We start from the raw sequence: 23716 nt of genomic DNA, 5'->3' as shown, positions 1-23716 counted from the left end.
CTGTGTCCACCGGCAATCCGCAGTCCTCTGCCCACTCCCCCGAAAGGACGGGTGCCCCCGCCATGAGCGACACAGCAGTCCAGACCCCGGGCGACACCCCCGGCAGCGCCCCGGCCACCGTCCGCTCCCGCAGCGGAGTCCCGTCCAGCTCGGCCGCGGCCTGGCGCAGGGCCAAGCGGCAGAAGCGGCTGGAGTGGATCGCGGTCCACTCGGTCGCCATCGCACTGGCGCTGATCTTCATCCTGCCGTTCGTCTTCCTGTTCCTCACTTCGGTGATGACGGACAGTCAGGCGCTCACCACCAACTTCTGGCCGCAGCACTGGGTCTGGAGCAACTACCGGACCGTCTTCAACGTCCCGGGTTTCGGAACCTGGTGGAAGAACACCATCGAGTACGCGGTGCTCGGCACCGCGCTCACCGTGCTCTCCTCGGTGCCGGTCGCCTACGCGCTGGCCAAGTTCCGCTTCCCCGGCCGCCGGGTGGCGATGCTGGCGGTCATCTCGATGATGATGCTGCCGCCGCAGGTCATCATCATCCCGATGTACCTGTTCTGGGCGAAGCAGATGCACCTGGACGGCACCCTCTGGCCGCTGATCATCCCGATGGCGTTCGGTGACGCCTACTCCATCTTCCTGCTCCGGCAGTTCCTGCTGACCATCCCCAAGGAATACCTGGACGCGGCCAAGGTGGACGGCTGCGGCGAGGTCCGCACCCTGCTCAAGGTGGTGCTGCCGATGGCCAAGCCGGCCATCTCGGCAGTCGCCCTGTTCCAGTTCTTCTCCTGCTGGAACGACTACTTCGGCCCGCAGATCTACGCCTCCGACAACCCCGCCGCCTGGACCCTCTCCTACGGGCTCCAGTCCTTCCACGGGGCGCACCAGACCAACTGGAACATGACCATGGCAGCAACCCTGCTGGTCATGGCACCGGTGATCGTCGTCTTCTTCTTCGCACAGAAAGCCTTCATCGAAGGCGTGACACTGACAGGGGTCAAGGGCTGATGAGCCGCACGTCCACAACAAGCCCGGCCACTCCCGGCCTGCTCAAGCTCGTCGTCGTCGGCGGCGGGTCGACCTACACGCCGGAACTCATCGACGGCTTCGCCCGGCTCAGGGACAGCCTCCCGATCGGCGAACTGGTGCTGGTCGACCCGGCCGCGGACCGGCTGGAACTGGTCGGCGGGCTGGCCCGGCGGATCTTCGCCAAGCAGGGGCACCCCGGCACCATCACCACCAGCACCGACCTGGACGCCTCGGTCCAGGGCGCCGACGCGGTGCTGCTGCAGCTGCGGGTCGGCGGCCAGGCCGCGCGCAACCAGGACGAGACCTGGCCGCTGGAGTGCGGCTGCATCGGCCAGGAGACCACCGGCGCGGGCGGGTTGGCCAAGGCGCTGCGCACCGTGCCGGTAGTCCTGGACATCGCCGAGCGGGTCCGCGGGGCCAACCCGGACGCCTGGATCGTCGACTTCACCAACCCGGTCGGCATCGTCACCCGGGCCCTGCAGACCGCCGGCCACCGGGCGGTCGGGCTGTGCAACGTCGCCATCGGGTTCCAGCGCAGGTTCGCCTCGCTGCTGGGCGTGGTGCCGGAGCGGATCCGGCTGGACCACGTCGGGCTCAACCACCTCACCTGGGAGCGCGGCGTCCACCTGCTGGACGAGCCGGGCGGCGGCACCGGGCGGGACGTGCTGCCCGAGCTGCTGGAGCGGTTCGGGCCGGAGATCGCCGCCGACCTGGAGCTGCCGCTGTCGCTGGTACAGCAGTTGGGCACGGTGCCGTCCTACTACCTGCGCTACTTCTACGAGCACGACCGGGTGGTGGAGGAGCTCAGGGTCAAGGGCTCGCGCGCGTCCGAGGTGGCCGCGATCGAGCGGCAGCTGTTGGAGATGTACGGGGACCCGGAACTTGACGAGAAGCCCGAACTGCTGGCGAAGCGGGGCGGCGCGTTCTACTCCGAGGCGGCGGTGAACCTGGTGGCCTCGCTGCTGGGAACCGGCTCGCCCGCCGGGGCGGTGCAGGTGGTGAACGTCCCCAACGACGGCACCCTGCCGTTCCTCCCGGACGATGCGGTGATCGAGGTGCCGGCGACGGTGGACCGCGGCGGGGCGACCCCGCTTCCCGTCCCCGCCGTCGAGCCGCTGTACGCCGGGCTGATCGCCCATGTGACGGCCTATGAGCAGCTCGCCCTGGACGCGGCCCTGCGCGGCGGCCGGGACCGGGTCTTCCAGGCCCTGCTGGCGCACCCGCTGGTCGGCCAGATCGACCTCGCCGACGGCCTGACCGACCGTCTGATCGCGCACAACCATGAACATCTGGCATGGGCGTGACCACGACCGACGAGCGGCCGACTACCGGTACGGAGAGCGACTCCGATCATCCGGGGGACGACCCCCGGGATTCCCACGCGAACCCCGGGGGGTCGATGGGCGGCGGGTGGCTACTACGTGCAGAAGCAGAGGACGACCCAGTGGGGCAGCAGCAGGTGTGTGAAGAGGAGAGCACGGTCGGCAACCCGTTGGGAGCCGGCAGCCGGGGGGCCGGCGGGCGCGAGCTGGTCCCCGGGGTGCTCGCCATCGACGCCGGGAACAGCAAGACGGACGTGGCCCTGGTCGGCGCCGACGGGCAGGTGCTCGGCACCGCCCGCGGCGGCGGCTTCGTCCCGCACGTGGTCGGCAGCGAGACGGCGGTGGCCGGGCTGGCACCGCTGGTGGCGGCCGCCGCCGCCGAGGCGCGGATCGACCTCGGCGCCGGACGGGGACCGCTGGCCACCCATGTGTCGGCCTGCCTGGCCAACGCCGACCTGCCGGTGGAGGAGCAGCGGCTGCAGGAGCTGATCGCCGGCTACGGCTGGTCGCGGACCACGGTCGTCGCCAACGACACCTTCGCGCTGCTGCGTTCCGGCACCGACGCCCCGCGAGGGGTCGCCGTGGTCTGCGGCGCGGGCATCAACTGCGTTGGGCTGCTCCCGGACGGACGTACCGCGCGCTTCCCTGCCCTCGGCATGATCACCGGGGACTGGGGAGGGGGCGGGGGCCTGGCCAACGAGGTGATGTGGGCCGCCGCCAGGGCGGAGGACGGGCGCGGCCCGCAGACCGCGCTCGCCGCCGCAGCGGCCGAGCACTTCGGCCTGCCGACGGCGCTGGCCGTGGCGGAGGCGGTGCACCTGGGCAGCCTGGCCGAGGCCCGGCTGCACGAGCTGGTGCCGGTGCTCTTCGCCACCGCCGAGGCGGGCGACCCGATCGCGCTGGAGCTGGTGGACCGTCAGGCGGAGGAGGTGGTCCGGCTCGCGGTGGTCGCGCTGCGGCGGCTGGACCTGCTGGACTCCCCCGCCGACGTGGTGCTGGGCGGCGGGGTGCTGGCCTCCCGGCAGCCGTTGCTGCTGGACGGCGTCAAGGCCCGGCTGGCCGCGGACGCGCCGAAGGCCGTGCCGCGGATCGTGACCACCCCGCCGGTGGTGGGCGCGGCCCTGCTGGGCCTGGACCACCTGGCCGCGGTCGGCCTGGGCGGTGCGCCCGACGCGCAGGAGCGGCTCCGCGCCTCCTACGCGCTGCGGCGGCCCTCGGCGGCCGAGGGGGGCGCGCGCGTGGTCTGAGGGGGCCGGGCGCGTACCCGGCGGACGGCCCGGCGGACGGACTCCGCCGGGCCGCCTGCCGTTCTTGTGTCTGCCGTTCCGTGCAGCGGCTCAGTTGGCCCAGGGCGGGGCGAGGGTGCTGCCGTCCGGGAGGGTGGCGGTCAGGCCGACCGTGGTGACGGTCCACATGGCGGCGGGTCCGCCGCTGAGGTTGTCGACCTGGAACAGCGCCCCGGCCGGGGCCACCACCGTGTCGCCCGACGACAGGTCGGCCGCCTCGCCGTCCACGGTGAAGCGCAGGGCTCCGGTGAGGACGTGGATGACCTCCTCGCGGCTGATGGTGTGCGGGACGCCGGCGGTACCGGCCGGGATCTCGCCGCGCCAGGCGCAGATCTCCTTGCTGCCGGTGCCGGGGTTGGCATGGGCGACGAACCGGACTCCGTGGATCTCGTGGACGGCGGCGTCGGCGCTGCGGATGACGGGCATGGTGACTCCCCAAAGAATGGTCAAGTGGCTTGTCCTTCTGGGGACAGTCAAGCTGCTTGCCCATCGATAGTCAAGCAGCTTGTCCTTCTGTGGCAGACTTGGCCCATGAACGACACCTCTGCCGAAGCCGGGGCCCTCACCGCACTGCTGCTCTCCCTCAGCGGCGAACTGGTCGCCGGCATCCAGGCCGGCGCCGTCGCACGGGGATTCGGCGACATTCGCCCGGCGCACGGCTATGCCTTCGCGCGGCTGGCCCCCGACGGCGCGACCATCGGCGAACTGGCCGAGCACCTCGGCTTCACCAAGCAGGCCGCCAGCCAGCTGGTCGACGAACTCGTCCGCAAGGGCTACGTCGAACGCCGCCCGCACCCCCGCGACGCCCGCGCCCGCCTGGTCGTCCTGACCGACCGCGGCTGGGCCTGCACCCGCGCCGCGGACCGGGCGGCGGAGGAGACGGTCGCCCCCTGGATCGCGGAGCTGGGCCCGGAACGTTTCCACGCCCTGGTCGCCGACCTGGCCCGACTCGCCCCGAGGGGGCCGATCCGGCCGAGCTGGTGAGGCGGCGATGCCCCGTTCTCGTCACAGCTGGGCGACGAAACCTCAAGATCGACGCAAGTCCCGTGTGGATGCCCCGGGCGTTGGCCATACTGCTCCCAAAGGACCGCAGCAGGGGAGCGACGGGGGAAGGGGGCGCGCCTGATGACGACGCCGGGACAGGGGTACGGGCAGGGCGGAGGGGCGGTGGCCATGGCGCCGCCGTCGCCGCCGGCCGTCGCACGGCCGGCGGCCCGAGGGGGTACGCCGAGCAGCGACAGCCGTGGTCCTGGCAGCGACGGACGCGCTCCGGGCCGGGGCGGGCGTGGTCGCCTGGCCGCCTCCCCGCTCCGGCGGTTGTGGACCATGGGGACGGTGCTGGCCCTGCTGGCCGTGGTGTTCGGCGTGCTGACGGTGACCCAGGTCGTGCAGAGCGCCGACGCCGCCACCAGCGTGGTGGAGCACAGCCAGCCGCTGAGTGACGACGCCGCGCAGATCTTCCACTCCCTGGCCGACGCGGACACCACCGCGGCGACCGGTTTCCTGCAGGCCGGCGATGAGACCTCGGCCGTGCAGAAGCAGTACAACGACGACATCGCGATGGCCTCCACGCTGCTGGCCAAGGCCGCCGGCAGCACCGCCTCCGATGATCCCGGCCAGGCCCAGATCCGGCAGCTCAACTCGCAACTCCCGGTCTACACCGGCCTGGTGGAGACGGCCAGGGCCGACGACCGACAGGGCCTGCCGCTGGGCGGCGCCTATCTGCGGTTCGCCTCCTCGCAGTTGCAGAACGCGATGCTGAAGGAGGCGAAGCAGCTCTACGCCACCGAGACCGACCGGCTGCACCACGACTACGCGGACGCGCAGGCGCTGCCCTGGGCCTCGATCGGCCTGGGCCTGGTGCTGCTGGCAGCGCTGGTGTGGGCGCAGGTCCGGCTGTTCCGGGGCACCAACCGGGTGTTCAACGTCGGCCTGCTGGCAGCCAGCGCCTTCACCGCCGTCGCGCTGATCTGGCTCGGCACCGCGCAGAGCCTGGCCGCGTCCGACCTGCGGGACAGCAACACCCGCGGCGCTGCGCCACTGCAGATACTGAACGAGGCTCAGATCACCGCGCTGCAGTGCCGCGGCGCGGAGAACCTCAACCTGGTGGCCCGCGGTTCCACCACCGACTACCAGACCCTCTGGGCCCAGGTCAGCAAGGAGCTGGCCGGCCAGGGCGGGTATCTCGACCAGGCCGCGCGGATGACCGGCGGCGACGCCGCGGCCCAGCAGCAGGTGCGGGCGGCCGTGGCGGCGTTCAGCACCTGGGACCAGCGGCACGAAGTCGCCGGGACCGCCAACAACGACGGCGACTACGCCACCGCGGTCAAGGACACCATCGGAGTGCCGGGGGCCGGGTCCACGAACACCACGGATGCGGCGTTCACCAGTCTGAACTCCAGCCTGGCCGCAGCCATCAGCCATGAGCAGGCGAACTTCGCCTCGCTGGCCGCGGACGGGCGCAACGCGACCGCGCTGCTGGCCGAGGGCGCGGGCGTGCTGGCGGCGCTGGCTGCGGCCGGGGCCCTGCTGGGCATCAACCGCCGTGCGGCGGAGTACCGGTGAGGGGGCGGCAGAACATGGGGAAGCTACTGATGGCCATGGGAACGGGCAGGCGGACCCGGGTGACCGTGCTGGCGGCGGCCGCGGTGCTGCTGGGCTCGCTGGCGCTGCCGGGCAGTTCGGCGGCAGAGCCGCGGCCGCAGAGCGTGCGGATCGTCGGCGGGACTCCGGCGCTCGCGCCCGCTGCCGCGTCCTGCAACACCACCACCGGCCTGACGCCCAGTACGGACGACAGCGGCGCGAACGTGCAGAAGATCGTGAAGCGCGGGAAGCTGATCGCCGGCATCGACACCAACAGCGACCTGTGGGGCTTCCGCGACCCGGTGACCGGGAACCTGCAGGGCTTCGACATCGACCTGGTGCACGCCCTGGCGAAATCGATCCTGGGCGACGCCAACGCGGTCGAGTTCCTCGCGGTGCCGACCGCCAACCGGATCACCGCGCTGCAGAGCGGCCAGGTGGACGTGGTGGTCCGGACCATGACGATCACCTGTGACCGGCTGAAGCAGGTGTCCTTCTCGGTGCCCTACTTCTACGCCGGGCAGGAGGTGGTGGCGCCCAAGTCCTCGTCGATCACCGGCCTGAACGACACGCTCAAGGGCAGGACGGTCTGCGCGGCGTCCGGCTCCACCGGCCTCGACCAGTTGAACGCCGACAAGCACGGCGCCAAGGTGATGCAGGTCGCCAACCAGCTGGACTGCCTGGTGCAGATGCAGTTGGGCAATGTCGACGCCACCGTCACCGACAACGCCCTGGGCGCCGGACAAGTGGCCCAGGACCCGACCATTCATCTGGTCGGCGGCCTGCTGGACCAGGAGGTCTACGGTGTGGCCATGAAGCTGGGCTCCACTGACCTGGTACGCAGGGTCAACGCGGCGATGCAGGACTTCCTGGCGAACCAGTGGGTCACGGAGTACAACAAGTGGTTGAAGCCGCTGGGATCCTCCCCGGGGGCGCCCGTTCCGCACTTCGCCGGCTGAGCGACAGGCAGATCGGCTCAGGGCGGGTCGGGTCGGGTCTGGGCGGTCAGGGCGGGTCGGGTCAGGCAGGTTGGGACCGAGCGGGTCGGAACAGGGCACGACGACGGGGACCGAAGAACGAATGGCGGACGGATGGCGTTGACAGGACCCAACGGTCCCGTGATGACCCGGGAGGAGGTGGACCGCACCCTGACCAGGCTCGGTGCCGAACGCGACGCCGTGGAGGCGTCGTTGCTGGCGCTGCAGGACCACCCGGGCCGCCGGCTGCTGGAGGGCGCCGAGTTGAACGGCCGCACCCGGGAGCGCTGGGCGCAGGCCGAACCGGGCCTGGGCCTGCTCTGGTCGATGTTCGACACCTACTCGGAGGCGCTGGCCGCCGCCCGCGCGGTGCGCTCCCGGCGGACCCGGCCGGGCCAGGCCGAGCTGTACGAGCTGACCGAACTGCTGCGCGGACGGGGTGTCACCGTCTCGGCCGGGCGGCTGCCGCAGGGCGGCCACACCGTCGTCGGGATCACCGGTGGCGCCCGGATGAGCGAGCAGGTCAGCCTGACCGAACTGGTCGACCGGATGAACGGCTGGTACGGGCGGGTCATGGAGGTGGCCTCGGCCGCCGACGCGGTCTGGTCCGCGCTGCCGGCCCGGATAGACCTGCTCACCGCCGAGTTGGGCCGGGTACGGGCGCTGGCCCGCTCGGTCGGCGTGCATCCCGGCGAGCACCCGGCCGGCGACGCGCTGGAGGAGATGGCCAAGGAACTGGCCGCGCTGCGCGGCGAGGTGGTCTCCGACCCGCTCGCCTTCTGGACGCCCCACCCGGCGGCCGCCGGCCAGGAGACGGCCCGGGGCGCGGTCCCCGGCAGCGTCGACACCGGACGCTACGACCGCGGCGCCCGCACCGTGGACGACCTCCGACTGGAGCTGGAGGACCTGCTGCGGCTGCGGGACGACGCCGACGAACGGCTGGAGGGCGTCGGCGAGACGCTGGCCAGAGCGGACGCCACACTGGCCGAGGCCCGGCGGGCGCGCGGCGAGGTGCTGGCGAAGATCGCTTCCACCGAGGTCCCGGCGGTGCCGGGACCGGCCAGCGCCATGCGCGAGCGGCTGGCCCAGGCCGACCAGTTGCGGCGGCACGGGCAGTGGCACCGGCTCGGCCCGCTGCTGGACACCCTGGAGGGCGCGGCCCAGCGGGAGTTGGAGCGGGCCAGGGAATCGCTGACGGCGGTCACCGCACCGCTGGCGATACGCGCGGAACTGCGCGGACGGCTGGACGCCTACAAGGCGATGGCCGCCCGGCGGGGCGTCGCGGAGGACCCGGAACTGATCGAGCGTTACGACCAGGCCCGGCGGATGCTCTGGAGCGCACCCTGCGACCTTCGGGCCGCGGAGTACGCGGTACGGCGCTACCAGGACGCGCTCCGGCCCCCGGGCAACGGTGCGCCGGCCGGCGGTTCGGCGGGCGGCGGCGGTTTTGACGGTGATCTCAACGGCGGCGGGGCGGGTCCGGTGGACGGGCGCCCTTACAGGGGTTGACCATGATGGCGAACAGTCGATCGATGGGGGGATGGCGGGGATGACGTCCATGACGGGCACACCGTGCACGCGGCCCGATTGCACCGGTGGCGGGGTGATCGACGCCGACGGCTACTGCACCGAGTGCGGACTGGCTCCGGCCGCGGTTCCCGCCCAGGCGGCGGCTCCGGCACAGGCGTCGGCGCCGGCACAGGCCGCACCGGGCAGGGCGGCGGGCCCCGGTTCGCCCTGCACCCGGCCGGACTGCACCGGCGGCGGAGTGATCGACGCAGACGGCTACTGCACCGAGTGCGGACTGGCGCCCGCGCCGGTCGTCGTCGCCCCGGCGGCGTCCTCCGTGCTGCCGGGCGCGCTGTCCGGCGCAGGCGTACCGGAGCAGGGGTCGTCCCGGTCGGCCCGCACCGGCAGCACCCGCGGCTCCTCGCGCTCGCTGTCGGGCCGTTCCCGGTCGGTGCGCAGCGGATCCACCCGCTCGGTGTCGGTGCGCAGCACCCGCAGCAGCACCGGGCAGTCCAGCCGGGGCGCCCTCGGCGCCGGGCTGGTGACGGTGCCTCCGATTCCCACCACCGATCCGCGCAGCATGGTGCAGGAGCACCCCGAGGTCCCCGAGCGCAAGCGCTACTGCAGCAAGTGCGAGGCCCCGGTGGGCCGTTCGCGCAACGGCAACGCGGGCCGCCCGGAGGGCTTCTGCACCAAGTGCGGCACCGAGTACTCGTTCAGCCCCAAGCTGTTCGCCGGCGACCTGGTCGGCGGCCAGTACGAGGTGGTCGGCTGCATCGCGCACGGCGGCCTGGGCTGGATCTACCTGGGCATCGACCGCAGGGTCAACGACAAGTGGGTGGTCCTCAAGGGCCTGCTGGACACCGGCGACGAGGAGGCGCTGGCGGTCGCCATCGCCGAGCGCCGCTACCTGGCCGAGGTCGACCATCCCAACATCGTCCGCATCATCAACTTCGTCGAGCACCCGGACCTGGCCAAGGGCAGCACCGACGGCTACATCGTGATGGAGTACGTCGGCGGCAAGTCGCTCAAGGACATCGCGGACAGCCGCCGCGGCGCGGACGGGCGGCGCGTCCCGCTGCCGGTCGAACAGGCCATCGCCTATGCGCTGGAGGCACTGCCGGCGCTGGGCTACCTGCACAGTCGGGGCCTGATCTACTGCGACTTCAAGCTGGACAACGTGATCCAGTCCGAGGACACGCTGAAGATCATCGACATGGGCGCGGTGCGCCGCCAGGACGACGACGGCGCGATCTACGGCACCATCGGCTACCAGGCCCCCGAGATCGCCACCGACGGCGTCTCGCCCGCCTCCGACCTCTACACCGTGGCCCGCTCGCTGGCCGTGCTGACCTTCGACTTCCAGGGCTTCTCCACCGTCTACCGGGACTCCCTGCCGGGCCCGGAGGACGTGGAGGTCTTCGACCGCTACGAGTCCTTCTACCGGCTGCTGGTCCGGGCCACCGACCCGGACCCGGACAAGCGCTTCTCCTCGGCGCAGGAGATGGCGGAGCAGCTCACCGGGGTGCTCCGGGAGATCCTGGCGCTCCAGGACAACCGGCCGCGGCCGGCCCTGTCCACCCTGTTCGGCGCGGAACTGCGGGTGGTCGACACCGAGTTGGTGGGCCCTGCGGCCTTCGACGCGCCCGGCAGGGACGGCGCCGGGCGGCGTGGACGCGGACGCAAGGGTGTGCCTGCGCCGCGCGGGCCGATGCCGGTGCACGCTGCGCCGGGTGCGGCGCCCGCGGCCGCGGTCGGGGTTCCCGGCGCCGGCGCCAACGGGACGCACCCGGCGACCATCCCCGGAGTGGGCCCGGCGCTGCCGTTCCAGCCGGGCGGCGACGCCGCGCCGCGGGTGCTGGCGCTGGACCCGCGGCCGGCCGCGCTGGCGCTGCCGGTGCCCCGGATCGACGTGGGCGACCCCAACGCCGGGTTCCTGGCGGCGCTGATGGCGACCGCTCCGGCCGATGTCATAGCGGCGCTGCGGTCCGCACCGGTGAGCTCGGTCGAGCTGCGGCTGCGGGAGCTGCGCGCACTGATCGAGATCGGCGACCTGGCCGCGGTGGACGCGGCGTTGAACTCGCTGTCGGCCGACCACCCCGACGACTGGCGGGTGGTCTGGTACCGCGGGCTGTCCGCGCTGGTCGCGGCGGGCACCGCCGGCGGGCCGGAGCCGCTGGCTGCGGCTCGGGCCGCGGCCGACTCCTTCGACGCCGTCTACGACGCGTTCCCGGGCGAGGCCGCGCCCAAGCTGGCGCTGGCCATCTGCGCCGAGGTGCTGGGCTCGCGCGAGGACGCCGCCGAGTTCTACCGGCTGGTGTGGACCACCGACCGTTCGTACGTCAGCGCGGCGTTCGGGCTGGCCCGGGTTCGGTTGGCCTCCGGCGACCGGGTGGGCGCGGTGGCCGCGCTGGAGTCGGTGCCGGAGACCTCCAACCACTATGTGGCGGCCCGGGTCGCGGCGGTACGGGCGCGACTGCGCGAGCGGTCGGCGGCGGAGCCGCTCAAGGGCGATCTGGACGCCTGCTCGACCCAGCTCACCGGGCTCGGCCTGGACGCGCGGCGGCGCGAGGAGCTCTCCGTCGAGGTGCTGGGCAAGGCCCTGGGCTGGGTGCTGGCCGGGCGTCCTGACGGGCCGGCAGGTGCAGGACCGATTTTGCTGCTGGGCCATCCGGCGGAGGAACGGGAACTGCGCTTCGCGCTGGAACAGTCGTACCGGGTGCTGGCGCGTCTCGCGGAGCAGCCCGAGAAGCGGATCGAGTGGGTGGAGCGGGCGAACCGCACCCGGCCCAGGACGTGGGTGTAAGCGCGCATGGACCAGTTGACCCTTTCCTGTCCGAACTGCGCGCAGCCGGTGAGCGAGAGCGACCGCTTCTGCGAGCAGTGCGGGCGCGACCTGACGGCCGCGGTCAACCCGCCCTCCGGGGCCGCGCCCGGCGGCCCCGCGGGGCACGGGTACAGCGGGGCTGCGCCTGCGGCCGGCCGGGCGTCGGGGGCGGACGGAGCTGCGGAGCAGGGGCAGGCCTATCGGGCGGAGGAACCCGTGGGAGCGAGCGGACACGGTGGCGGTCCGGAGTCGGGGGCCCCGGGCGGAGTGCCGCCCATGCCTCCCGGGCCGCCGGCGGTGGGGGTGGATCCCCGGGCCGGGTTGGGCCGCGGTGTCGCGGAGGCCTCTGCCGCGCCGCAGGCGCCGGCGCATGTGCCGGGAGCGACGGGGGACTTCCTGCTGGCGGCGCCCTCGCAACTGCTGGTCAGCGAGGACGACCTGGACCCGGAGCCGGACCACGCGCCGACCGAGCCCAACCCCGTGGTGGTGATCGCTCCGGGCAGCGGTCCGGTGTGTGTGGGGTGCGGGGCCCAGCGGATCGACGCGGACGGGTACTGCGAGGCCTGCGGGCGGGCGCAGCCGCGTCCGAGGGACCATCAGGAGCGCGCGCTGGCGGGGGTCACCGGGGTCAGCGACCGCGGCCACCGGCACCACCGCAACGAGGACGCCTTCGCGGTCGCCGCCACCTCCCGTCCCGGCGGCTCCCCGGCCGTGGTCGCGGTGGTGTGCGACGGGGTGTCCTCGGCGACCCGTCCTGACGAGGCGTCACAGGCCGCCGCCGACACGGCGAGCGAGTACCTGCTGGAGGCGCTGGAGTCCGGCGCCGACCCCAAGCCGGCGATGCACGCCGCGATCATGGCCGCGGCCCAGCGGGTCGAGGACCTGGCCAACGAGGGCCCGCTGGAGCCCAGCCGCAACTCCCCCGCCTGCACCATCGTCAGCGCCATCGCGGCCGGCGGCGAGGTCACCGTGGGCTGGGTCGGCGACAGCCGGGCCTACTGGTTCCCGGACGACCGGGTCGGCTCCGAACGGCTGACCGTGGACGACTCCTGGGCGGCCAGGATGGTCGAGGCGGGGCTGATGGAGGAGGCCGAGGCCTACGCCGACGCCCGCGCCCATGCGATCACCGGCTGGCTGGGGGCGGACGCCGTCGAGGTCGAGCCGCACACCACCGTCTTCGCGCCCCCCTCCGCAGGGGTGGTGCTGATCTGCACCGACGGCCTGTGGAACTACTGGGAGTCGGCCGCCGACCTGGGCGCCGTGGTCCCCGCGGACGCGCGGACCCGCCCGCTGGAGGCGGCCCAGGAACTCGTCAGGTTCGCCTGCGAGCGGGGCGGGCACGACAACATCACGGTCGCCGTACTGCCCTGCCTGCCCTCCCCTCTGTCCACCTCGTACACACCCACCGAGCTCTCGCTGCCCGTCATGGGCGCGGGAGAGAAGCGGGAGATCTGACCCATGGCCAGGCTCGCCAAGTCCAACCTGCCCCAGTTCGCCGTCGACATCTTCCAGAACGAGTACCTGGCCGAGGGGGCCCGGGAGGTCAACGCGATCGTCACGGTCACCGCGACCGGCGGAGGGACCAGCGGCAGCGTCGGCTCCCAGCCGGTCAACTACGCCGACGGACCGGACGCGGCGGTAGTGATCATGGTGGACTGCTCGGGATCCATGGACTACCCCTCCGACAAGATCCGCGCCGCCCGTGAGGCCACCGCCGCCGCGATCGACGCGGTCAGGGACGGGGTCGCCTTCGCCGTGGTGGCCGGGACGCACGAGGCCAAGGAGGTCTACCCGGGCGGCGGACAGCTCGCGGTGGCGCACGCCGGCAGCCGTGAGGAGGCCAAGCAGTCGCTGCGGCGGCTCACCCCCAGCGGCGGGACCGCCATCGGCACCTGGCTGAGCAAGGCGGAGCAGCTGTTCCACTCCCGCCGGGACATATCCATCCGCCACGGCATCCTGCTCACCGACGGCCGCAACGAGCACGAGAACCCCAACGACCTGCAGCGCACCCTGGACCGGGTGCAGGGCCACTTCACCGCGGACTGCCGCGGCGTGGGCACCGACTGGGAGGTCCAGGAGCTGCGCCGGATCTCTTCGGCGCTGCTGGGCACGGTCGACATCGTCGCCGACCCCGCGGCTCTCGCCGACGACTTCCGCGCCATGATGGAGAACGCCATGGGCAAGGAGGTGGCGGACGTGGCCCTGCGGGTGTGGACGCCGGCCAATGCCGCGGTGAAGTTCGTCAAGCAGGTCGCCCCGACCGTCGAGGACCTGAGCGGCCGCCGCAAGGAGTCCGGGCCGCGCGCCGGGGACTACCCCACCGGCTCCTGGGGCGACGAGAGCCGCGACTACCACGTGTGCATCGAGGTGCCCTCGGCGGCCGTGGGCAGCGAGATGCTGGCCGGACGGATCAGCCTGGTGGTGCCGCAGCCCGACGGGAGCACCGAGGTGCTGTCCCAGGGCCTGGTCAAGGCGGTGTGGACGGACGACATCGCCGCCTCCACCAAGATCAGCCCGCAGGTGGCGCACTACACCGGCCAGGCCGACCTGGCCAACGCGATCCAGGAGGGCATGGAGGCCCACCGGCGCGGCGATCTGGACAGCGCGACGTCCAAGCTGGGCAAGGCCGTCCAGCTGGCGCACGAATCGGGCAATGAGGACACCTTCCGGCTGTTGGCGAAGGTGGTGGACGTGGTGAACCCGAAGGAAGGTACCGTTCGATTCCGTAAGAACGTCAGCGAGGCCGACTCGATGACACTGGAGACCCGGTCCACCAAGACGGTCCGGGTCAAGAAGACGCCCTGATCAGACCCGCATCAGAGCACCACGCGTCCTGAAGAAGCAGGCCGCCCGGCCGGGCGCTGCACCCACGAGCCAGAGGGGGGCTCCCTATGCCGATCTGCCCGCAGGGACATGATTCGACAGCCGCCGACTACTGCGACTACTGCGGCTGGCCCATGCAACCACAGGCTGCCCAGCCGCAGCATCAGCAGCAGCCCCAGCAGCAGTGGGGGGCCCCGGAACCGGCACCGCAGACCGCCGGGCTGGAGATGTGTCCGATCTGCAGCACCCCGCAGACCGGCCGCTACTGCGAGGAGTGCGGGTACGACTACGACCTGGCCTCCCCCTCCCGGCGCGCCCAGCAGCCGCAGCAGCAGCAGCAGTCCCCGGTGCCGCCGCACTTCCAGCAGCAGCCTCCGCAGCAACAGCAACCCCAGCAGCCGCAGCAGCCCCAGCCCTACGGTCAGCAGCCGCAGCCCGGTTACGGACAGCAGCAGGGCTACGGGCAGCAGCCCGGCGGCTACGCCCAGCCCGGCCAGCCGCAGCCCCAGCAGCCGCAGCCGCAGCCGGGGAACTACGGCGGGGTGCAGTACTCCACCGGCGACACCAGCGGGGGCTTCGGTACCGACTACTTCCTGCCGCCGCCGGAACAGCAGCAGCAGTCCCAGCAGTCCCAGCCGCAGCAGCCGGCCGGCCGGGTCACCTGGGTGGCCAGCGTCGCCGCCGACCGCGACTACTTCAACGACATGATGGCGCGCAGCGGCCCGGACGCCGCCGGACTGTACTACCCGCCGTACTCGCAGGAGCGGCGGGTGCCGATGACCGGGCGCGGGCAGCTCCGGATCGGCCGCCGCAGCAACCAGCGCGGCACCGTGCCGGAGATCGACCTGTCCACGGCCCCCGAGGACCCGGGCGCCTCGCACCAGCACGCCCTGCTGCAGGAGCAGCCGGACGGCGGCTGGGTGGTGATCGACCAGGACTCCACCAACGGCACCACCCTCAACGGCGCGCCGGACTCGATCCCGGCGCACACCCCGATCCCGTTGAAGGACGGCGACCGGATCCACGTCGGCGCCTGGACCACCATCACCGTGCACCACGCCTGAGCGGCGTCGGGCAGCGCGCCCGGTTCAGGCCAGGTCGGCGCTGCCCTCGCGGTAGACCGTCGCCGAAACGATCAGCCCGTCGCGGAAGCGGAAGAACCCCGCGATCGGGACGGCGCTGGTCACGCCGTCGTGCGTGAGCGTCTCGGTGAGCTCGCAGGCGGCGGACTCACCCTCGGCCACCACGCTGCGGACGGTCAGCTTCGGCATGATGTTGGCCATCGCCCAGCCGAACAGCTCGGTCAACTCGGGCCGCCCGGCGGCGGTGTCGGAGCCGGTACGCCAGACCGCGTCGTCGGCGAACCCGGCCATCAGCGCGTCGAGGTCGCCGGCGTTGAAGGCGTCCAGATGGGCCTGCAGCAGTGCGCGCGGTGCGATCATCCGCCGAGTATGTCGGATGGCCGCTGCTGGCGTCTGCGAATATGGGGCTGTGGAGCAGATCAAGCGAGGCACCCCTGACACCCGGACGTTCTTCGAGCAGGTCGGCGGAGAGCCGGTGTTCCGGCGCCTGGTGCACAGCTTCTACCAGGGCGTCGCCGAGGACCCGCTGCTGCGGCCGATGTACCCGGAGCAGGACCTCGGGCCGGCCGAGGAGCGGCTCGCGCTGTTCCTGATGCAGTACTGGGGCGGCCCGCGCACCTACAGCGACGAGCGGGGCCACCCGCGACTGCGGATGCGGCACGCGCCGTTCACCGTGGACCGGGCCGCCCACGACGCCTGGCTGCGCCATATGAAGGCGGCGGTGGACGGACTCGGGCTGGCCGAGGAGCACCGGCAGCAGCTCTGGGACTACCTGGTGTACGCGGCCGCGTCGATGGTCAACACTCCCTGACCTGTACACGCTGATCAAGCTCCCGTCCACTCCCGGGTCGGACACGATTTGCCCAAGGCCCTTCCGCCACCACTGGCCTCCGTGACAGGATCGCCCGCGAATCAGCGGTGATCGGGCGAGGGCACGGGGGCTCAGGTGGGTGGCTTCGTCCTGCTGCGGGTGCGGGCCCACCGCCTGCTGATCACCGCCGCGCTGCTCACCGTGCTGCTCACCACCACGGTGCTGGCCGCGCTGGCCGGTTTCACCTCCTCGGTCGGCGACGCCGGGGTCCGCCGCACGCTCGCCACCACGGACGCCGCCGGCACCCCGCTGCTGCTGACCCGCGCCGCGGGCCAGGCGGACCGGACCAGGAACGACGCCGCGGTCCGGCAGCTCGCCGCCGACGCCTTCCCCGGGCTGCCCACCGGCACGCTGGCGCTGGCGCTGTCCGACCCCTACGCACTGCCGGGCGCGGCCGAGGGAGCCGACCCGGACACCGCCACGCTCGGCTCGCCGGACCGCGCCCGGCTGCGCCTGCTCAGCGGGGCCTGGCCGGGAACGGCGACGCCCGGCGCACCGATTCCGGTCGCGGTTCCGCAGGCCGCGGCCCGGCGCTTCGGCGCCACCGGCGGCCGCACCCCCGTCGTCACCGTCAAGGACCGGATCAGCGGCAAGCAGGTGCGGCTGCGGATCACCGGCGTCTACACCCCGCGCAGCGGCACCGACCGCTACTGGCAGCTCGATCCGCTGCTCGGCAAGGGCGCCTCGCGCGGCTCGGGCAACAGCAGCACCGCCTACGGGCCGCTGCTGGTCGACGACGCCGACTTCGGCAACGGCGCCGTCCCGCAGTACCAGGAGTCCTGGCAGGTCGTCGCCGACTTCGGCGGCCTGGGCAGCGCGCACCTGCCTGTGCTGGCGCAGAGCCTGCGCGCGGTGGTGAACGGCATCGGCGACCGGTCCGCCGGCAGCGGCGCCGGCCCCTTCTCCGCCACCTGCGTCCTGCCCTCGCTGCTGGACCAGTTGCAGAACTCGCTGTTGGTGGCCCGCGCCACGCTGCTGGTGGCGGTGCTGCAGCTGTGCCTGCTGGCGATGATGACGCTGCTGCTCGCGGCGCGACTGCTGGCCGAGGAGCGGGAGTCGGAGAACGCGCTGCTGCGGGCCCGCGGCGCCGCCCCGCGCCGGTTGACCCTGCTGGCCGCCGCCGAGGCCGTGCTGCTGGTGCTCCCCGCTGCCGCGTTCGCGCCGCTGCTCGCCTCCCCGCTGATCCGGCTGCTCGGCAGCTACGGCCCGCTGGCCCGCTCGGGAGTACGGCTGGACGGGCCGTTGCCGAACAGCGCCTGGTGGGCCGCGCTGGCCGCCGCCTTCGCCAGCGCGCTGGTGGTGCTCGGCCCGACCCTGGTGCGGGCCAGGAGCTGGTCCGAGCACCGGCGCGGCCGGGCCCGCCGGGCGGCGCTGCCCGGGCTGCTGCGCGGCGGCTCGGACCTGGCCCTGCTCTGCCTGGCGGTGGGCGCCTACTGGCAGTTGAACCACTACGCCGCCCAGGGCGACGGCAGCGGGGTGCTCACCGCGGACAGCGGCGGCAAGCTGGGCATCGACCCGGTGCTGGTCGCCGCGCCGACCCTGGCGCTGTGCGCGGGAACGGTGCTGACGCTGCGTCTGATACCGATGGCCGCCAAGGCCGCCGAACGGCTCACCGCACGCGGACGCTCGCTGCCGGCCGCCATGGTGGGCTGGCAGCTGGCCCGGCGGCCGCAGCAGGGCGCAGGACCGGTGCTGGTACTGGCACTGGCCACCGCCATCGGCACCCTCTCGATCGGGCAGACCGCCACCTGGCAGCAGTCGCAGACCGACCAGGCCGCGTTCAACACCGGCGGCCAGATCCGGGTGGCGGCCAACAGCACCCCGCCGTTCGGCCAGGGCGGGCAGTACACCGCGGTCCCGGGGGTGACCGGAGCGGTCCCGGTGGGCCGCGGCTCGGTGTCGGCGACCTCCGGCCGCTCCGCCGAGCTGGTCGCCCTGGACACCCGGCAGGAGGCCGACCGGTACCCGCTGCGTGCCGACCTGGCCGACCGCAGCGCCCGCCAACTGCTGTCCTCGCTGGCGGACAAGGCGCTGCCCGCGGCCGCCCAGGGCATCCAGGTCCCGGGCCGGCCCGACAGCATCGTGCTGGACCTCAGCGCCGGGCTGGCCCTGCGCGGGTCGGGGGCAGCGGGGGCGACAGGCCTGCCGCAGATGAGCGGCTCGACCGACGGGGTCGCGATCCAGGTCACCGACCGCTACGGCCTCCCCTACACACTCGCGGCGGGATCGGTCGAGGCCGACGGAGCCACCCACCCGGTCGTCTTCGACCTGGCCGCCGCCACCGGCGGCGGCGCTCCCGCCTACCCGCTGTGGGTGAGCGGAGTGACCGTCACCACTCCGGTCTCGCTGGGGCAGGCGGTCACCCAGACGTTCACCGTGCACGCGGTGCGCGGGCAGGGACAGGGCGGCGCCGCGGCCGCCCTGCCGCAGGGCGCCGACTGGAAGGCGTCCTTCGACGCGGGCGAGAACAACATCTCCTACGGCCCGGCCGACGGTGCCGCCGGCTACGTCGACGGGAAGGTGCTCAGCATGGCGTCCGGCCGCGGGGCGCTGCTGACCGCCGTCATCGACAGCGGCACCTTCCGCGCCGGTCCGGGCAGCGACACACCTTCCGGAACGCTGACCCTCCGCCCCGCCGGCACCCCGACCGGCGCGCTGCCGGCCGTGGCCGACCACCAGTTCCTCTCCTCCACCGGCACCCGTATCGGCTCGCAGCTGGCCCTTCCCTCAGGGTCGGGCTCGGTGCAGGTCGTCATCACCGCCTCGGTCGAGGCGCTCCCCGGCACCGGGAGCGCAGCCGAACAGGGGATCAACGGATCGGCGCTGGTGCAGGGTTCGGGGTACGGCAGCACCGACCCGAGCGAGTACGGCGGAGCCCTGCTGGTGGACCTGGCCTCCTACAACCGCCGGGCGCTGGCCGACCAGGCCACCCCGCTGCCGGCCGCCGAGTGGTGGCTGTCCGTCGCCTCCGCCCCCGGCACCGCCGACCGGGTCGGCACGGCGCTGCGGAGTCTGCAGGGAGTGGCGGCGGTGTACGTCCGCGACCAGGTCTCCGCGGCCGCCCTGTCCGACCCGCTGGGCACCGGACCGCAGGCGGCTCTGCTCGCCGCGGTCGCCCTGGCCGTCGCCCTGGCCGCGGTGGGCTTCAGCGCCGACGCGGCCGGCGCGGTGCGGCGGCGGACGGGCGAGGTGGCGGTGCTGCGGGCGCTGGGCGCCGGACGGTGGCAGCTGGTCCGCGGCACCGCCGCGGAGTTGGCGCTGCCGGTGGTGGTGGGGGTCGGCGTGGGCGCCGGTCTGGGGCTGGCGCTGACCCGGCTGGTGACGCCGCTGCTGGTGATCACCCCGGTGGCGCACCGACCGGTCCCCCAGGTACTGGTGCGGATACCCGGCGAACGGCTGGTGCTGCTGCTGGTGGCGGTCGCGGCGGTGCCGCTGCTGACGGCGGTGGTGGCGGGGCTGCGCGGCGGCGACCCGGCCCGGCAGCTGCGGCAGCCGGAGGACTCATGAGCGGGGAGCAGCAGGTGAGCGAGCGTCAGGAGCCGCGCCGGGGACGGCTTCCGGGCCTGCGTCGCGGGTACCGGTCCGGGCCCGGACCGGGGTCGGGGTCGGGGTCGGGCGCCGCCCGGCCGCCGGCCGTGGCGCCCTGGACCCGGACCAGGCTGCGGTCCGCCATGGGAGCGGCGCTGGCCCTGGTGGTGCTGGTGCTGGCCACCACCTTCATCGCGGCCGGCTTCCCGCGCTGGTACGACCGCTACCAGGACGGCGCGCTGCACAGCGAGCTGGCCAAGGCCGGAGTGTCGGGTTCGGCGGTGGAGGCCGTCGCCGGCTTCGCCCGCGACGGCACCCTTACGAAGCTTGACGACGCGTCCACGGTGTCGCCGTCGAACCTCGCGGCCGTCCGCGCCAAGCTCGCGGGCATCCTCACCGAGGTGCCCGCCGAGACCTCCGGCGGCAGCACCGGCGTGCACACCACCGGGGTCAGGGACTTCCTCATGGACCCCGGCCTGGCCCGGCCCGAGGGCATCCCGCCGCTGATGACCCTGGACTGGCAGGACGGCGAAGCCTCCCGGCTGAAAGTGGTCCGGGGCCGGATGCCGCAGCCGCCCCGCGCCGGCACCGCTGCGCCGCACGAGCTGGAGATCGCGGTCAGCGCCGCGACCGCGGGCACCGTCCACATCCGGCTCGGCCAGGTGCTGCACCTGGCGCCGCAGCGGGGCTCGCCGGTGCTGCTCCACGTGGTCGGCGTCTACCAGCCGCTCAACCCGAACCAGGACTACTGGAGCGCGGAGCCGCGCCTGATCGCCCCGGTCTCCACCTTCACCCTGCCCCCGACCGGCGGCCTCGACCCCGCCAGCACCTGGCACGTCGAGGCGCTGGTGGCGGCCGGCACCGTCCCGTACTTCCCCGCCGTCGGCACGATGGAGGCCTACTGGTGGTTCCTTCCGCAGCAGGGGGTTCTGCACGCGCACGACATCCCGGGGCTGCAGAGCCGACTGGCGAACGTGCTGACCGGCGACGGGCAGGCGGCGGCGAAGGCGCCCGGTGCCGGGTTCCCGCAGGGCCAGCAGTTCAGCTCCGGCCTGCCCGACGCCCTCACCCAGTTCACGTCCGAGGCGGACGCCATCGCCCCGGTGCTCACGGTGGGCCTGGCCGGCACGGCCGGGATCGCCGGCGCGGTGCTGCTGATGGCCGCCGGGCTGGCGGCGGACCGGCGGGACGGCGAACTGCGGCTGCTGCGGGCGCGCGGCGGCAGCATGCCCGCGCTGGGCCGCCGGCTACTCGGTGAGGCACTGTGCTGCACCACGCCGGGCGCCGTCGCCGGCATCGGCCTGGCCCTGCTGCTCCTGCCCACCGGCCGGACCCTGCCCGCGCTCACCGCGGGCCTCGCGGTCTGGGCGGTCGCCACCGCCGCGATGCCGCTGCGCGGGCTGTTCCGGCACCGCAGGATCCGGGCCGCGGGGCGTCCCGAGGACGTGACCACGGCCCGGCCCAGCCGTCGGCGCACCGTCGCCGAACTGGCAGTGGTGCTGGTGGCGGTCGCCGCCGTGGTCGCGGTACGGCGCCAGGGGCTGGTGTCGAGCGGCGGCGTCGACCTGCTGCTGACCGGTGCACCGCTGCTGATGGGCCTGGCCGGGGCGTTCCTGCTGATGCGGCTCTACCCCTGGCCGCTGCGGCTGGCTGCGCGCCCCTCGCAGCGGCGCGGTGGCGCCGTCGGCTTCCTCGGCCTGGCCAGGGCCGGGCGCGCCTCCTCGACCGCCTCGGTGCTGCCGCTGATGGCCCTGCTGCTGGCGCTGACCGTGGCCGTGTTCGGCAGCGAGGTGCTCAGCGGCATCGGCGAAGGCCGCGAACAGGCCGCCCTGGCCGAGGTCGGCGCGGACGCCCAGGTGAGCGGTACGGGCGCGCAGATCCCCGCGGCCGTGGTCGCGGCGGTACGCAGCTCGCCGGGCGTGCGCAGCGTGCTGCCGGTGGCGCAGAGCCGGGTCCAGTTCCCGCAGAACGACGCGGTGGCCGACTTCTACGCGGTGGACCCGTCCGGCTACCGGGGCGTCTCGGACCGGGTGGACGGCGGGTCCTTCCCGGCCGGGCTGCTGCACTACAGCGGCAGCGGCCCGATCCCGGTCCTGGTCTCCGCGGACGTGGCCGCGACCATGGGCTCGGCACCGATGGAGGTGCAGAACGACTTCGGCACCTTCCGGATCAGGGTCGCCGGAGTACTGGACTCGGTGCTGATGGGCAAGAATCCGTTCCTGCTCGCCTCCAGCGAGGCACTGGACGCCCAGCCGCACGCGTCCGCCGCCGCCGACGCGCCGCTGACGCTCTACGTCACCGGCCCGGTGGACGGAAGGGCACTGCGATCAGCGGTGTCCCGCGCCGCCGGGTCGACAGCCCTCACCGTCGACCTCCGCACCGAGGCGCTGGCCACGTTGCACGGCGACCGGCTGTCCGACGGGGCGGCCACGCTCTACCTGGCCACCGTGCTGGCGGGCGCCGCGCTCGCGGTGCTGGCGGTGCTGCTGTCGCTGCTGCAGGCCGCGCCGGGGCGCGCAGCCCTGCTGGTACGGTTGCGCACCATGGGGATGACCCCCCGTCAGGGCTACCGGCTGATCCTGGTGGAGGCGCTGCCGCAGGTGGTCGCGGCGGTGCTGGCCGGCACCGCGCTGGGCCTGGCGGCCGTCCCGTTGCTGGGTCCCTCGGTGGACCTGTCGGCGCTGGTGGGCGTGACCGTCGACGCCGGGCTGCGGGCCACCGCGCTGCCCGTGCTCGGCCCGGGACTGGTGCTGCTGGTCCTCGCCGTGGCGGTGGTCGTGGTCGAAGCAGCAGTGATCGGCAAACGCCAGATCGGTGTCGAGTTGAGAGTGGGGGACCAACGATGAGCACCACCGCGGAGAGCACCGCCGGCGGCTCCGAGGCCATGCCCAGCCTGGACGAGCTCCGCGGCAGGGCCGCCGCCGCCCGGGAGCGGCCCGCCTACGGGCACGACGCGGTGATCGCCTGCGACCGGCTGGTCCGGATCTTCTCCTCCGACGGGGTGGAGGTCCAGGCCCTGCAGGGGCTGGACCTGACGGTCACTCAGGGCGACCTGATGGCCCTGGTCGGCGCCTCGGGCAGCGGCAAGTCCACGCTGCTGCAGATCCTGGCCGGCCTGGACGTGCCCACCGCGGGCAAGGCCACCGTGGCCGGCCGCGACCTGATGGCGATGGGCGCCAAGGAGCGGCTGGCGTACCGCCGGGAGGTGGTCGGCTTCGTCTGGCAGCAGACCGCCCGCAATCTGATGCCGTTCCTGACGGGCCGCCAGAACGTGGCGCTGCCGATGCAGTTGACCGGTGGCCGGGGGCGGAGGCTGAAGCGCAGCCAAGGCGAGCGGGCCGGCGAACTGCTGGACCTGCTCGGCGTGGCGCACTGCGGCGACAAGCGACCCCAGCAGATGTCCGGGGGCGAGCAGCAGCGCGTCGCCATCGCCGTCGCCCTGGCCAACCAGCCCTCGGTGGTGCTCGCCGACGAGCCCACGGGCGAGCTGGACTCCGAGACCGGCGCGCAGATCTTCGAGGCATTCCGCACCGTCAACCGCGAACTGGGCGCGACGGTGGTCATCGTCACCCACGACCTCATGGTCGCCGGCGAGGTCCGCCGCACCGTGGCCATCCGCGACGGCCGCGCCAGCTCCGAGGTGCTCCGCCGCCTCGCCACCGACGAACACGGCGAGGAGTCCCTGGAGGAACGCGAGTACGCCATGCTCGACCGCACCGGCCGCATCCAACTCCCCCGCCAGTTCCTCGAAGCCCTCGGCATGGAACACCGCGTCGGCGTCTCCCTGGAACCGGACCACGTGGGCGTCTGGCCGGAGGAACAACGCGCCGCCGACGGCGCCGGCAGCGACGACGCCGACACCGACGGCTGAGGCTGTGCCTGGGCG

17 protein-coding genes are annotated in these 23716 nt (G+C 73.7%); 15 read left to right on the top strand and 2 right to left on the bottom strand.

Annotated features, from left to right (window positions below; all coding sequences use genetic code 11):
- Positions 1–62: 62 nt before the first annotated feature.
- The 3 genes from TR46_RS19055 (at position 63) to TR46_RS19045 (ending at position 3591) form a co-directional block, all read left to right on the top strand.
- Positions 63–1001: a carbohydrate ABC transporter permease gene (locus tag TR46_RS19055; RefSeq protein ID WP_042402592.1), complete on the top strand. Its 939-nt coding sequence runs from the start codon at positions 63–65 to the stop codon at positions 999–1001.
- Positions 1001–2326 (top strand): 6-phospho-beta-glucosidase, encoded by a 1326-nt coding sequence (locus TR46_RS19050; RefSeq protein WP_042402589.1) that lies wholly within the window; start codon positions 1001–1003, stop codon positions 2324–2326. Before TR46_RS19055 ends, TR46_RS19050 begins: the two co-directional genes overlap by 1 nt.
- A gap of 236 nt (positions 2327–2562) precedes the next feature.
- Positions 2563–3591: an N-acetylglucosamine kinase gene (locus TR46_RS19045; protein WP_439654369.1), complete on the top strand. Its 1029-nt coding sequence runs from the start codon at positions 2563–2565 to the stop codon at positions 3589–3591.
- Between the two features lie 90 nt (positions 3592–3681).
- Here TR46_RS19045 and TR46_RS19040 read toward each other — a convergent pair whose 3' ends face one another.
- Complete coding sequence (locus TR46_RS19040) at positions 3682–4056, bottom strand: cupin domain-containing protein (protein ID WP_042402586.1); 375 nt, start codon at positions 4054–4056, stop codon at positions 3682–3684.
- A 105-nt stretch (positions 4057–4161) separates the two neighbouring features.
- On the opposite strand from TR46_RS19040, the gene TR46_RS19035 reads away from it, so the two are divergent.
- The 8 genes from TR46_RS19035 to TR46_RS19000 all read left to right on the top strand — a co-directional run bounded on the left by TR46_RS19035 (position 4162) and on the right by TR46_RS19000 (position 15413).
- Entirely contained in the window at positions 4162–4614 is a 453-nt protein-coding gene (locus TR46_RS19035) for a MarR family winged helix-turn-helix transcriptional regulator (protein WP_042402583.1), read from the top strand.
- A 141-nt stretch (positions 4615–4755) separates the two neighbouring features.
- Entirely contained in the window at positions 4756–6195 is a 1440-nt protein-coding gene (locus TR46_RS19030; protein WP_236655386.1) for a GlnX family signal transduction membrane protein, read from the top strand.
- Positions 6196–6209: 14 nt separating this feature from the next.
- Positions 6210–7172 (top strand): glutamate ABC transporter substrate-binding protein, encoded by a 963-nt coding sequence (locus tag TR46_RS19025; RefSeq protein ID WP_052432927.1) that lies wholly within the window; start codon positions 6210–6212, stop codon positions 7170–7172.
- Positions 7173–7334: 162 nt separating this feature from the next.
- Entirely contained in the window at positions 7335–8699 is a 1365-nt protein-coding gene (locus TR46_RS19020) for a hypothetical protein (RefSeq protein ID WP_063770621.1), read from the top strand.
- A 49-nt stretch (positions 8700–8748) separates the two neighbouring features.
- Positions 8749–11505: a serine/threonine-protein kinase gene (locus TR46_RS19015; RefSeq protein ID WP_439654368.1), complete on the top strand. Its 2757-nt coding sequence runs from the start codon at positions 8749–8751 to the stop codon at positions 11503–11505.
- 6 nt (positions 11506–11511) lie between these two features.
- Complete coding sequence (locus TR46_RS19010; protein WP_084718713.1) at positions 11512–12981, top strand: PP2C family protein-serine/threonine phosphatase; 1470 nt, start codon at positions 11512–11514, stop codon at positions 12979–12981.
- Positions 12982–12984: 3 nt separating this feature from the next.
- Complete coding sequence (locus tag TR46_RS19005; protein WP_042402575.1) at positions 12985–14331, top strand: vWA domain-containing protein; 1347 nt, start codon at positions 12985–12987, stop codon at positions 14329–14331.
- Between the two features lie 152 nt (positions 14332–14483).
- Positions 14484–15413, top strand: coding sequence for an FHA domain-containing protein (locus TR46_RS19000; protein WP_236655385.1), 930 nt, complete (start codon positions 14484–14486; stop codon positions 15411–15413).
- Positions 15414–15437: 24 nt separating this feature from the next.
- On the opposite strand, the gene TR46_RS18995 is transcribed toward TR46_RS19000, so the two are convergent.
- Entirely contained in the window at positions 15438–15791 is a 354-nt protein-coding gene (locus tag TR46_RS18995) for a nuclear transport factor 2 family protein (RefSeq protein ID WP_042402568.1), read from the bottom strand.
- A gap of 49 nt (positions 15792–15840) precedes the next feature.
- Between TR46_RS18995 and TR46_RS18990 the strand changes: the two genes are divergently transcribed.
- From TR46_RS18990 to TR46_RS18975, 4 genes are all read left to right on the top strand, one after another.
- Complete coding sequence (locus tag TR46_RS18990) at positions 15841–16242, top strand: globin (protein WP_042402565.1); 402 nt, start codon at positions 15841–15843, stop codon at positions 16240–16242.
- Positions 16243–16377: 135 nt separating this feature from the next.
- Entirely contained in the window at positions 16378–19809 is a 3432-nt protein-coding gene (locus TR46_RS18985) for an FtsX-like permease family protein (protein ID WP_042402562.1), read from the top strand.
- Positions 19810–19823: 14 nt separating this feature from the next.
- Positions 19824–22676, top strand: coding sequence for an ABC transporter permease (locus TR46_RS41180; protein ID WP_152626567.1), 2853 nt, complete (start codon positions 19824–19826; stop codon positions 22674–22676).
- Entirely contained in the window at positions 22673–23701 is a 1029-nt protein-coding gene (locus TR46_RS18975) for an ABC transporter ATP-binding protein (RefSeq protein WP_042402559.1), read from the top strand. Before TR46_RS41180 ends, TR46_RS18975 begins: the two co-directional genes overlap by 4 nt.
- The last annotated feature ends 15 nt before the right edge of the window (positions 23702–23716 follow it).

The sequence above is a fragment of the Streptacidiphilus carbonis genome (genome assembly GCF_000787775.1).
GTDB classification, from domain to species: Bacteria; Actinomycetota; Actinomycetes; order Streptomycetales; family Streptomycetaceae; genus Streptacidiphilus; species Streptacidiphilus carbonis.
This window is presented reverse-complemented; position numbering and strand designations above follow the sequence as displayed.